This window comes from Hymenobacter volaticus (assembly GCF_022921055.1).
Lineage (GTDB): Bacteria > Bacteroidota > Bacteroidia > Cytophagales > Hymenobacteraceae > Hymenobacter > Hymenobacter volaticus.
This window is the reverse complement of the sequence record NZ_CP095061.1, coordinates 3507051-3519061: the sequence shown is the minus strand read 5'-3', so window position 1 is coordinate 3519061 and position 12011 is coordinate 3507051. Positions and strand designations below refer to the sequence as shown.

Genomic DNA, 12011 nt, shown 5'->3' with positions numbered 1-12011 from the left:
AATTCTTTAAGCTTAACAGTAGCGTCGTTAACGGCCTACTTCCTCATTCCTCTTCATAAGTCACCCTTATAATGAACCTCACTACCCGGCCCATCGGCGTATTCGACAGTGGTATTGGCGGGCTTACGGTGGCGCGCGCCGTAGCCCGGGAGTTGCCCCACGAGCGGCTCGTGTATTTTGGCGACACAGCCCACCTGCCGTACGGCGACAAATCCACGGCTGCCATTCAAGCATACTCAGTGAAAATCTGTGACTTACTGCTTAAACAGCAGTGTAAGGTCATCCTTATTGCTTGCAATTCAGCATCGGCGGCCGCTTACGAACTGGTGCGCGAATATGTCGGCTCTAAAGCACGCGTACTCAATGTTATCGACCCGATTGTGGCGCATGTGGGGGCTGCTTATGCTGGCCGTACCGTGGGCCTGATTGGCACCAAGCAAACCGTAAACAGCAACGTATATCGCAAAAAGATAGACGACTTGGATGCCGGTGTGCAACTGCAAAGCTTGGCCACACCGCTGCTGGCGCCTATGATCGAGGAAGGGTTTTTTGCGAATACCATATCGGACAGCATTATTCGCTCCTACCTCACTAATTCCGCCCTAGACGGTATTGAGGCACTGGTGCTGGCCTGTACGCATTACCCGTTGATAAAAAAGCAGATTGCCGAGTACTACCAAGACAAAGTAGAGGTGCTGGACGCTTCGGATGTGGTAGCTGCCCACGTCAAAAAATACCTAGATGAAAACCAGTTAGCGGCCTTACCCGGTTCGCAGCCCCCGGCTCACCATTTTTACGTTTCTGACTTCACCCGTTCGTTTGAAGAAAGCACGCGCATTTTCTTTGAGCAAGAAGTGCACTTAGAGCATTATCCGCTGTGGGAATAACGATAGGAACTGCTAATAGCTCGACGCCAAAGACCTTTACTAGCCACTCTTAGCCGTAAGAGGCTTGTCGATGGCCGGGGGCAGCCAACACTTCTAGTAATTGCAGGCCGTGCGCAATGGCAGTTCGTTGGGTAGCCTGGCCACTTATCTGCAAGCTGTGCCAAGTGCCTGTACTTTTGCCGAGGCGTTCATACAGAGGAATTAGGCTTGCAAATGAAAGTGGAGATTCCGCACTTGCTAGATATAAATGAGTTCAGCGGTACTCGTGTCGTGAATTCGGCCGTTATGACGCAGGAAACTGTGTCGGCCGCCGAAAACCGGTATTTCCCACCCCCTTCTAGCCTCACGCTATACCTAGCCGGGCGCGGCAACCAAAATAGAGGGCTGCTCACCATAGCAGATGGCACGCAGATTACAGCATCCAACAACCGTAGTCAACCGGCTGGCACCAACCTCGACCAAGGTACTTATGACTTTTCTTTGACTTCGTACTGCACCAGAGTTCTGAACCGGCAGATCGACAACAACGGCATCTTGCTAGCTCCGCACATCCTCAATTCTCCCGAGCAAGTTGTGATAGTAGGGAGCAACCACACAGTCAACACTCCTCGCTTTAGTATCTACCTGACGCGCGTATAGTAGCTCACAGTTCGCCATACGCAACCAGCAAAGGCCAGCGAAAGCAGGTTTCGCTGGCCTTTGCTGTGCAGACGCAGTTATGCATGGCGTCATTTATGTTCTATTTCCAGAAAGGCTTGGCTTTGAGTTGAGCGGTTGGTACGTGCCATTGCTTGCGTAGCAACTGATGCGTTTCGACGCACAGTGCCTGGGAACCGCCGATATAAAACATGCACCCCGCTGCCGAACGCAGTCCTTGCGCCGCTACTTCGGCTAATACTTCGGGTGCTGATAGGTGGTTGGCAAGGGCAAAGTGCAGCGGATAACTACCATCAAGGTCAGGAAAGCAGTCGTCTTGGCTCTGGACATGCACCAAGCTAAAAACGGTCTGGTTCGGCGGTATCTGACGACGCAAAGCATATAGGTGCGACAACGTGGCTACATCACCGAGCAGGCAATAGCTAGCAGCTGTGGTGTCGAGCACAAACTTGCCCCCCGGACCGTTGAAATACACGTCGTCGCCGGGGCGGCATTGCTGAGCCCACCGGGCGCCGGGGCCGTTCGAGAAGGTGCACACTGCCAGTTCCAGAGTTAGCGCTTCGGGATCGTACTGCCAGATAGAATACGTGCGTTTACGCAACGCTGCTTCAGGACCACTTAAGTCGAAGAACACGTTCAGCGTTTGGCCGGGTGTGTAGTTCAGATCGGCTAGGTCAGGGCCTTGAAGCGTGAGGTGATAGGTATGACGAGCAATGGGTACTACGCGCGTGATAGTAGCACGTTTAAGTACTTGCTTGGCCAAGGAATCAAGTAAACCCATGAGGGAATAGAAGGAAATAAAGCACACCGAAGATGGGATGCCAACTCTGGTGCTGACGGTGAGCCAACGCTTGTACTTTATAAAAGCTGTGCATTTGCTGCTAAATCCTAAAATGACCGATTGGCTTAGGCCAGTGTACTCATTAAGTAATGTGCAACAACTCCACCGCTTTTTCTTGAGCTTTTCAACAAACCATATTTGAGCTTTTCAACAAAGTAGCCGCCTGTTTGTAGCCGGACCTTTGTGATGTACTTAAAGCTCTAAAAGACATGAACAACGTATGGTTTATCACGGGTAGCTCGCGCGGCTTGGGCCGTAGTTTAACAGAAGCAGTGTTGGCAAGTGGCGGACAAGTAGCAGCTACGGCTCGTAATCCCGAGCAACTGGCGCCGCTCGTCGCTCAATACGGCAGCCAGATTTTGCCCCTGGCGCTAGACGTCAACAATTCAACGCAGATCAAGGAGGCGGTTGCTGCAGCCGTAGCGCGCTTTGGCCGTCTGGATGTGGTAGTCAACAACGCAGGTTTTGGCATCACGGGAGCCGCTGAGGCCTACACCGAAGAACAGGTTCGCACGCAATTGGAAACCAACTTGTATGCCCCTATTGCCATGACTCGCGCCGTGCTACCGTACTTACGCAAGCAGCGTTCGGGGCGTATCCTGCAAATAAGCTCTATCGGTGGCCGGGTAGGCAGTGCAGGCATTACAATATATCAGGCCGCCAAATTTGGGTTAAGTGGTTTCACCGAAGCCTTGGCTAAGGAAGTAGCACCGCTTGGTATTTACGTCACGTCGGTAGAACCCGGTGGCTTCCGCACCGATTGGGCCGGCGCTTCTATGAGCTATGCCCCCACCTTAGAAGGGTATGATTTGGTTAACTCGCGGGCCGAATTCTTTGCCAGTGGCAAGTTCGTTCCGATGGGCGACCCTGACAAAGCTGCGCAGGTGATGCTGGCTTTGGTTGAACATCCCGCGCCACCTGTGCACCTCGTGCTCGGCAGCGAAGCCGTCGCCTTTCTGAAACACGCCGACGCCACCCGGCAAGCAGAGTTCGAGCAGTGGTTGCCCGTTAGTGTATCCACCGACCATGATGAGGCTGAAAACTTCCTGGAAACCGAACTAGGCAAAACCTACATCAAAAAGTAGTGTAGCCGAATCCTGCTTACTTGAGTAAGTACAGTGCTTCTAGCTAGAGTACTTACAAGCCGAGTAAGCAAGCGTTGCTGATTACCAGAGATTTATCTAGACATCCGGTAAATTATTGCCTGTAGCGTAGTGCAAGGTAGCCGCACTGTTACCAACAGTGCGGCTACCTTGCACTACGCTACAGGCAATGAAGACTGCACCAAGCGCCTAGCCTGCTGCCAGCAGCTGTCCGTAATTCTGTCCAGCATCAGTTTTTGCCACAACAGAAGTGCAACGCCTGAACCAAATTGAGCTGGTGGTTTGGGAATGTGCCTAGACTTGTTGGGCCGAGCCTGCTGCGGCCTTGTTATTTATACGTAGCATCGAAATGCTTATCCAAAAAGAAAACCAGAAACGCCCGCCAATACTGTATTCCTGCTACTTCAGTAGAAGCAGGGAGGGCGAGCAATTTGTACCGGAGCATGTTCTTAGCTTTCAGATAGCTGGCACGCTCATCACCAACGACGGCAACCAGCAACATACCTTTAAAGAAGGCTCCATCCGCTTCATCAAGCGCAACCACCTGCTTAAGTTTGAGAAGCGCCCACCCGAGAACGGCGAGTTCAAGTCCTTGTCTGTTTCGCTGGACCAAGAAACGTTGCGCAGTATCAGCCTGGAATATGGCTACCACGCCGACAAGCATTTACCTCCCGGCGAGGCCACCGTGGAGCTAGCTCCTAACCAACTCTACAAAAGCTACCTTGATTCATTGAGGCCCTACGAGCAACTGGCCGAGCCCGGCAATGAGGGCTTACTGTCGTTGAAGCTGCGAGAAGCTGTTATGCTGTTACTCAAATCCAATCCGAAGTTAAAAGACGTGTTGTTTGACTTCTCCGAGCCCGGCAAACTCGACTTGGAAGCGTTTATGAACCGAAACTTCCATTTTAAAGTGGAATTGAAACGGTTTGCTTATTTGACGGGCCGCAGTCTAGCCACCTTCAAGCGAGATTTCGAAAAGATATTCCAGCTGTCGCCTAGCCGCTGGCTGCAACAAAGACGCTTACAAGAGGCCTATTATCTGATCAAAGAGAAGGGCAAAGCTCCTTCAGAGGTATATCTGGAACTAGGCTTCGAAGACCTCTCGCATTTCTCTTTCGCTTTCAAGAAAATGTACGGGTTGGCCCCATCTAAAATTTAAAAGAAATAGAAAACCAAGAGCCCGCGGCTATCTAACTGTGGGCTCTTGGTTTTCGGCGCTTGCTCAGACAAGGAGCAAATACACTCGTGTTTGATAGTGCACGATATGTAGCGGCGGAAAGCCTTAGTTAAGAAATCTGATTTAAGGAGTGTAATAAAATCAACGAGGGTGCGATTAAGTAACAAATCTTAACAATTGCGCCAAAGCCGATACAACCGGGACATCATGTCACAGGGCTTGCAGTACTCGGCTTTTTCTTTTAAAATACCTTTACTTCAAGGTTCACAGAGGAATTGGTCGGTAAGCTTCAATTGCTTGACTTAATTTTCTGTATCTCTCGTTAGTACCACTAAAACCAACCTGCAACAAGCATCCCCAGCCATGAATAAACCGTACTTCCGCCTTGGCGACTGGCGTCGCAACGTACTGATGGTTGCCGCGGCGGCCAGTTTAGGTGTTGGTCTGCCTGCCTGTTCCAGTAATTCCGACTCGCAAACCGGCACTGCGGATGGCGAATGGACCAGTGGTAATACCAGTTCTGATTCGTATTCGGAAGGCGTCATCACCGAAATGACGGAGGTGCAACCTGGCCAATGGAAAATTACGGCCGAGCGGCCCGCTGGCAAAGAGCAGGTTGCCGCCGTGCTCAAGCACTTCGACGGTAAAGTCGATACGCTACAAGGCCAAGCTTTGCAGAAACAAATGCAGGACTACAGCCGTGCGTATCCTGAAAACCGTGCTGGCGGCACTGGCATGATGGATATTTTGATGTGGGGCGGTATTGGTTACATGGCCGGTCGTTTTCTGACCCCCAATGTTGGCGCCTACGCCAATCCGGGCATTATTCAGCAAAACAACGGTTGGCGCAGCCGTGTCGCGCAAGAGCGCGGCCAGGGCCGGGGCTTTTTTGGGCGAGGTTTTGGAGGTAGCCGCACATCGCCTTCGGCAGGTATCCGGCCTAGTACCAGCGTCACGCGCACTACTGGCTTCGGCCGGAGCAGTGTGCGCAGCACGGCACCTTCCGGGCGTAGCTCGGGCTTCGGCAGCCGTGCGAGTAGCCGAGGGTTCGGCGGGTTTGGTGGGTAATAGCTAAACGTTATTTGTTATGCGTTAGGAGTGAACATAGCAATAATGCACTCAGCTGTAGTGCTAAGCCTTATTCTTTGCTTTTCGCGCTTTTCTCCTCGTTACTAATTTGCTCCTTTACTAGAGATGATAAAGCTGCTGCCACTTTCTGGCGATGTCAGTCCTGCCGTGCGCGGCCTTGGTTGGGATTGGGCCATCGAAGATGCTTGCCAGAACTATGTGGCTCGTGAAGCGCTGCAACTGCCTGAAGCTACTGCCGATGCTCTGCTGCAAGCCGCTGATTCACTCTATGATATGATGGTGCAGTCCATCCCCGATTCTATTCCCGACGATTTGCTGCGCCTGCTCGCTATTCCTGAAAACCTTTGGGCTGCCGTCCGTCACTCCTGGAACGACGACCGGCATTGGCATCTATATGGCCGCTTCGATCTGGCTGATACTCCGGATGGCCCCAAGCTAATCGAGTTTAATGCCGACACTGCCACCAGCCTACCCGAAACCGCCGTGGTGCAATGGGCGAGCTTAGTAGCAGCCGGCCAAGCCGAGGACGACCGGCAAGTAAACGGCCTCTTCGAGGGTCTGCAACACCAGCTAGCACAATGGCTAGAGCTCAACAGTGATTTAGAGCCTACGCTTCTGCTCGTTCACCTTCCCGACAGCGACGAGGATGCTGCCAATTGCGCCGTAGTGGCTGAAGCCGCCACGGAAGCTGGCTTCGAGTTGGTGCATATTTGCTCAGTTGACGCCATGCAGATATCGGTGCAGGGGGAGGAGCGAGGCGCATGGGCAGAAACCGCGCCCGATAACTGGCAGCGCTTTAGCTTTCTGTTTAAACTCGTGCCATGGGAAATCTTGGCCGACGAAGAACCCGAACTGACCGCGGACCTTACTCAACTACTGCAAAGCCGTGACCTAGTTATTGCTAATCCACCCTATACGCTTCTATTTCAAAGCAAAGGTATTCTGGCGTGGTTGTGGCAAAATTTTCCGCATCATCCTTTGCTACTCGAAGCTTCTCTGCAAGATTTGGCGGGCCACTATGTTCGTAAGCCTCTCTTGGGTAGAGAAGGCCAAAATGTAATGGAAGTAACTGATGGACGTACTGGACAAGCTGTAGAGGGTGATTTTTCTCATCAGCCCCAAGTGCGCCAACGCTTCGCTGAATTTCCAAAAGATGCTGAAGGGCGCCGCTACCAAGCCGGAGTATTCTGGGCTGGTGCTGCCAGCGCCATTGGGTTCCGCCGTGATTCCGGGTTCATTACAAATTTATCGGAGTTTGTACCGCACATTATTTTATAAAGAGCTACTCGCTAGGTTTTGTGATATGATTTTGCAAACCATTTATTGTCGATGATTTATTGATGTAAAAGTAAGTCGCATGGAATCATGTTTTTAGTATATTTTACTGGGATAGTTAAATGTAAATTTTGACAGCATCACAAACTAAATTATAGTCTATGTTTAAATTACTACTTGTCTAATTATTGGCTGTCTATAAGTCAACTGCAATTACAGTATACCTGCTATGCTAATAAAGTTATAAGCACTCAGCTTGATTAAGCATTAATAGGTGATGCTGTCTAGTAAACTTATAGATCATGAAAAGCAAATAGGATGCTATTTATGGTAAATGTGTCCTCTGCTTCCTTGTATAAGTGATGCAAGATCATTCTTCAATGAGTTCATAGTTGGATTACCTTCTATGAAAATGACCAATCCATCTTCATCAAACATAATAATAAGCAGAAGGCATAATAAGTGGGCTAAATACTAAGGGTAGAGCGCTTTGTTCGATGTGCTAATTAGTATTTTGCTCTTGTACTATTCAATTATTTCTCTGTTGTCGTTATGTTAACCTTTTTCCTATTAATATATAATTGCTTATACGGAAATTAGATGCAAATTTGTGTCATGGCAAAGAGCATTTAAGTGGGATTTGTGATGTATGGGTACCTCAATTTATTACTGGATTTTGAGTGGTTAGTGCCGATAAATAGGTTTCTTTGTGAGGAAATGGATAATCACCTTGGCACAATATATGATGTAAATTTATTGTTTTATAATTGAGTAAATTCAATATTTATAAGAAAAATGCAAATATAAATTAGAATCGTAATCTTACAATCATTCAATTTACTCGTATGTAGTCCCAAGATTTACCGTTAAGACTACGATCGTATTTTTCTTAGCTCAAACTATTACTTCGTTCGCAACTTCAACTTTTCACAACTATATGAAAAAAATGTACACAAGCCAGGGTCTACGATCCTACCTTAAGCAGGTTAGGCCGCTGTGCTCAGTGCTAGGTAATCGTCTATGGGCACCATTAATTCTCTCGCTTGCCATATCCATGAATGGCATAGCACAAAACTTTACAGAAACGTTTGGAACTGCTGCAGCAGGCATTCAAACCTTTGAAAGTTTAACTTCTGCTGATGCCAACAGCAGGCTCAACAATAGTGCACCCTTCACTTTTTCAGGTAATGCATTAGGTTCGCCCGCTAATGCACGCTCTACTGGCTATTCGTATACTAGCGGATCTGGCACCACCGTTAACGCCTCAGGAGGAGCAAGCGTAGTATTTGCCCGTGAGAACCCTAATAACCCTGGTACTGCTCAAGTACAGCCAGCAGTAACCTATACGCTTACTATTGCTAACATCAACACCACTGGCCTGAACAGTCGGCAACGCATTACGTTCGGCTTGCGCGTGCCAGTAGACGGGGTAGAAGGCGATATAGTATTGGAAGCTCGTGACGGCAACACAGCGGGGGCTTTTGTAGCAATTCCATTCGCTTTTCCAACAGCTCCGGAGCCCGATGAGAACCCCAGTGGAACTTGGTAACCACCACAGCTTCCTTGCCTTCAACGACCAACCTGATCCTGCAAATTCGTAAGCCTTCCGGAATCAGTAATCGGCAGTACCGAATCGACGACTTGACACTGCGTGAGTACGTTCCCTCGCTGACGGCCACCATCAACAACCAGATTTTTCCGGAAACACCTGTCAACCAGCAGTCGGAAACCCGCTTGTTGACAGTAACCGGTAGCGACCTGACCGACAACATAGTAATCGCGGCTCCGGCTGGTTATTTGGTGCGCTCAGCAAACACTACTACCACGTATGCGCAGTCGGTAACTCTGGCGCCAAACACCAATGGAAATGCTTCGGCTCAGTTTGACCTAATATTTGCGCCGACCTTAACCACAGCTCCCGGCCCATATCCCTATCCTGTAACCCGTAATATAAATGTAGCCAGCACGGGGGCAACGACTGTCAGCGTGACCGTATCGGGTAGCGCAACGGCTCCTCAGCCAATATTAACTGCCAACCCAATTTCGCTGGCATTTGGTACGCAGACTGTAGGCACCAGTTCGGCTGGTCAAACTTTTCAGCTAACGGGCCAAGATCTGACCGGAAACGTGACCGTGACCCCATCGGCTGGCTTCGAAATCCGGCAGAGCGGCGGGACGTTTTCGCCTAACCAATTGATTATCGCTCCTTCCAGTGGCAGCCTGAACGTGCTGATCGAGGTGCGCTTTGTACCGGGCACGACGGGAGATATTACTGGTAACATAATAGCTACCGGCAATGGTAGCTCACGGGCAACTGTAGCAGTAAGTGGTTCGGGAACTCCTGCGCCCGTAATGCCGGTTATTAGCGCCTCACCGAATGCTCTCGATTTTCAGACGATAACTAGCAGCGGTTCAACTCAGAACCAGACATTTACGGCGAGTGCTACCAATCTAAGTGGTCCGCTGACATTGACTCCGTCTAATGCCAACATTCAGATTCGTAATGCTACGGTTATAGGCAGCAACTTCGCTAGTGCCCCGCTTAACATCAACCCCAACGCATCAGGTAACATCACCAACCAAACTATCGAGGTTCGATTGGTGCGCACCGTAAGCCAAGGGTCTTTTAGTGGTAGCGTTGCCTTAACTAGTACAGGAGCAACCCAGGTTGACGTATCGATAAATGCCAATAACCCTACCGGGGCAATTTCTGATATTTCGCTCACCAATTCAATCTTAAGAGAATTTAGTACTTCACCGACTATACCGTCCAGCATCCAGTCATATACAGTGTCGGCCGATAACTTGCTGCAAGACCTGACCATTACCGCGCCACAGTTCTTCCAGATTTCGCTCACTAATAACCTAAGCGCTCCGGGAGGATTTAACTCGTTGGGTACTGTTACCGGCAACTCTATCGTGCTGCCTCGCATTACAGGTTCGTCGACGCCTTCGCAGAATAATGATGTAGAGCTAACGACAATATATGTGCGCTACTACCCACCAGCTGCTCAGACCAACCGTGGCCAAGTTGTTACCAATAGCAGTGCACCGGCTGAGACGCAATACGTAACAGTGAACGGCTCGAGCGAGCCGGAAGTAAACGTTCGTGGTACTTTTACGGAGGTTTTAAACCAAGTGAAGGGTACGCAGTCGGCAGCTCAGTCATTGGTGATTGTTGGCGCACGTCTCAACAGCAGTGTAGTGTTGCGCGTGCCCCAGGACCCCGAGCCTCCTACGACGGCTTCTCCTCTGAATCCTAGCCGTACTCCACAGTTTCAGATTTCGCGGGTTGCCGACTTCTCGGACATCGGTACAACGAACAATCCCACTGGTTATTCGCTTACACTCGTTCCAGACGGCAATGATAGTTTGGCTCGTATAACGCTGTATGCCCGTTACGCTCCCACACGGGTGGGCTCAAGCTTGGCCGACTTGCTTTTCCGTACGCCCGACCTGGGAGGAAATGTGGAATTTGATCGTAGGCCTAATGCTCGTTTGCAGGGGCGTTCTATCGACGTAGAGCCTACACGTCAGTCTGGAGGAACTCTGACTCGTTCTTCGGATGGAAGAAGCGTTACAATCGTTTTTAAACAAGAGGATGGGTCAACATTTCCAGGTAATCCGGAGGCTGCCGGATTTGGTGAAAACAGGCTTATCATAGCTAGCCTTAACAGTACGCTGACGGCAGGTTCTTTCCCAGTAGATGCTACGCCTTATGATCCTAATAACAACGAGTATGGGGGGAATAACCCGAACAGTAGAATTAATGGTAACTATGTAGTATTTGCTAGTTCGGCTGCCACGGCTACTATCACGGGTCTGGACCCCAATACCACTTATTATTTCTTCGGATTTGAATACAACAACGACCAAGTTGGAGGGGCCGAGAACTACAAAACGCCAAACCTACCTATTGGAATACAATTGCCACTACCTGTTCAATTGGTAGACTTCACAGCGCAGTTGCGTAAAAGAAAAGTAAACCTGCAATGGGTAACTGCATCTGAGAAGAACAACCGCGGCTTTGAAGTTCAGCGGAGCCAGAATGGCAAGCAATTCTCAACTGTGCTCTTTAAAGAAGGACACGGTACCACTTCTTCGCGCAGCACTTACGAAGCCATTGACGAGCAACCGCTACCAGGTGTGAGCTATTATCGTCTCAAGCAAATTGACAACGATGGCAAGTTTGTATACTCGCCTGTTGTTACTGTGAAGAGCCAGAATGTAACGGAAGTTACTGCCTATCCTAATCCTACATCAGGTAAGTTGACTATCAGTTTACCACAGGAACAAGTTAGCGCTGCAGTAAACATTCGCATCACTGATTTAAGTGGGCGTATTGTGAAGACGCTGTCATTGCCTGCAACTAACGAAGTTGATTTGAGTGAGCTTAAGGCAGGAACCTATTTGATCACAGTAGTAACCGAGCATGAACAAACTACTCGTAGAGTGGTGAAGAACTAGGTATCACACCTATTACATTATACAAAAGCCTCCTTCATATGAAGGAGGCTTTTGCTTTTAATACACTTTGGTAATCAACGATGATGGCGACTAAATGATTAAAAGAATCCCCATCTGCCAGTTATAATAATCTAATAATGTAGAATCGGCTTGTGTTAAAATGATAGCATTCCGTTTTAGCATTCGCCTTACAAAAGTGTTTTATGATGAGATTATTTAAAATTTTTACAAGAAAACAGCGTGTGTAAACTATTGGTTATGAGCGTAAAATCATAATAGCTTAAATTTATATAGGTATAATTATAAACTAGTATTGTTAATTAACTTTGTTTAGACTTTATTTATAAAAAATTGGCCTATTCTACCTGCAGTTTTATGAATCGCACCTTTCCTCTTGCACAGAGCAACACAATTGCTGCCCTATTTTTTTCGACTTTACTGAGTCTAGTAAGCTTGGATACTCAAGCGCAAACACAAACTGTGGTTCAGAGCTTCAATGGCACTAATAACAATAC

The 12011-nt window shown here is 48.9% G+C and carries 9 protein-coding genes; 8 read left to right on the top strand and 1 reads right to left on the bottom strand.

Going from position 1 to position 12011, the window contains the following annotated elements; genetic code table 11:
* The first annotated feature begins 71 nt into the window (after nt 1–71).
* Nucleotides 72–887, top strand: a complete 816-nt coding sequence (murI, locus tag MUN86_RS15220; RefSeq protein ID WP_245118918.1) for a glutamate racemase — start codon at nt 72–74, stop codon at nt 885–887.
* A gap of 213 nt (nt 888–1100) precedes the next feature.
* Entirely contained in the window at nt 1101–1526 is a 426-nt protein-coding gene (locus tag MUN86_RS15215) for a hypothetical protein (protein WP_245118917.1), read from the top strand.
* Nucleotides 1527–1626: 100 nt separating this feature from the next.
* Here MUN86_RS15215 and MUN86_RS15210 read toward each other — a convergent pair whose 3' ends face one another.
* Nucleotides 1627–2325 (bottom strand): siderophore-interacting protein, encoded by a 699-nt coding sequence (locus tag MUN86_RS15210; protein WP_245118916.1) that lies wholly within the window; start codon nt 2323–2325, stop codon nt 1627–1629.
* Between the two features lie 269 nt (nt 2326–2594).
* Here MUN86_RS15210 and MUN86_RS15205 point away from each other — a divergent pair, with 269 nt between their 5' ends.
* From MUN86_RS15205 to MUN86_RS15180, 6 genes are all read left to right on the top strand, one after another.
* Nucleotides 2595–3470: an SDR family NAD(P)-dependent oxidoreductase gene (locus tag MUN86_RS15205; protein ID WP_245118915.1), complete on the top strand. Its 876-nt coding sequence runs from the start codon at nt 2595–2597 to the stop codon at nt 3468–3470.
* 367 nt (nt 3471–3837) lie between these two features.
* On the top strand, nt 3838–4647 hold the full coding sequence (locus tag MUN86_RS15200) for a helix-turn-helix domain-containing protein (protein WP_245118914.1): 810 nt from the start codon (nt 3838–3840) through the stop codon (nt 4645–4647).
* A 381-nt stretch (nt 4648–5028) separates the two neighbouring features.
* On the top strand, nt 5029–5733 hold the full coding sequence (locus MUN86_RS15195; RefSeq protein ID WP_245118913.1) for a Cj0371 family chemotaxis-regulating polar lipoprotein: 705 nt from the start codon (nt 5029–5031) through the stop codon (nt 5731–5733).
* 126 nt (nt 5734–5859) lie between these two features.
* The gene (locus MUN86_RS15190; protein WP_245118912.1) at nt 5860–7032 is read left to right on the top strand and encodes a glutathionylspermidine synthase family protein; all 1173 of its coding nucleotides are present in this window, start codon (nt 5860–5862) and stop codon (nt 7030–7032) included.
* A 934-nt stretch (nt 7033–7966) separates the two neighbouring features.
* Nucleotides 7967–8578: a hypothetical protein gene (locus MUN86_RS15185; protein ID WP_245118911.1), complete on the top strand. Its 612-nt coding sequence runs from the start codon at nt 7967–7969 to the stop codon at nt 8576–8578.
* A complete protein-coding gene (locus tag MUN86_RS15180) occupies nt 8572–11496 on the top strand; it encodes a T9SS type A sorting domain-containing protein (RefSeq protein ID WP_245118910.1) in 2925 nt (974 codons plus the stop codon). Before MUN86_RS15185 ends, MUN86_RS15180 begins: the two co-directional genes overlap by 7 nt.
* Nucleotides 11497–12011: the final 515 nt, after the last annotated feature.

What these genes read in the sequence shown, in the direction of transcription:
- murI (WP_245118918.1), top strand. Translation starts at nt 72, where the DNA reads ATGAACCTCACTACCCGGCCCATCGGCGTATTCGACAGTGGTATTGGC.
- MUN86_RS15215 (WP_245118917.1), top strand. Translation starts at nt 1,101, where the DNA reads ATGAAAGTGGAGATTCCGCACTTGCTAGATATAAATGAGTTCAGCGGT.
- MUN86_RS15210 (WP_245118916.1), bottom strand. Translation starts at nt 2,325, where the DNA reads ATGGGTTTACTTGATTCCTTGGCCAAGCAAGTACTTAAACGTGCTACT.
- MUN86_RS15205 (WP_245118915.1), top strand. Translation starts at nt 2,595, where the DNA reads ATGAACAACGTATGGTTTATCACGGGTAGCTCGCGCGGCTTGGGCCGT.
- MUN86_RS15200 (WP_245118914.1), top strand. Translation starts at nt 3,838, where the DNA reads ATGCTTATCCAAAAAGAAAACCAGAAACGCCCGCCAATACTGTATTCC.
- MUN86_RS15195 (WP_245118913.1), top strand. Translation starts at nt 5,029, where the DNA reads ATGAATAAACCGTACTTCCGCCTTGGCGACTGGCGTCGCAACGTACTG.
- MUN86_RS15190 (WP_245118912.1), top strand. Translation starts at nt 5,860, where the DNA reads ATGATAAAGCTGCTGCCACTTTCTGGCGATGTCAGTCCTGCCGTGCGC.
- MUN86_RS15185 (WP_245118911.1), top strand. Translation starts at nt 7,967, where the DNA reads ATGAAAAAAATGTACACAAGCCAGGGTCTACGATCCTACCTTAAGCAG.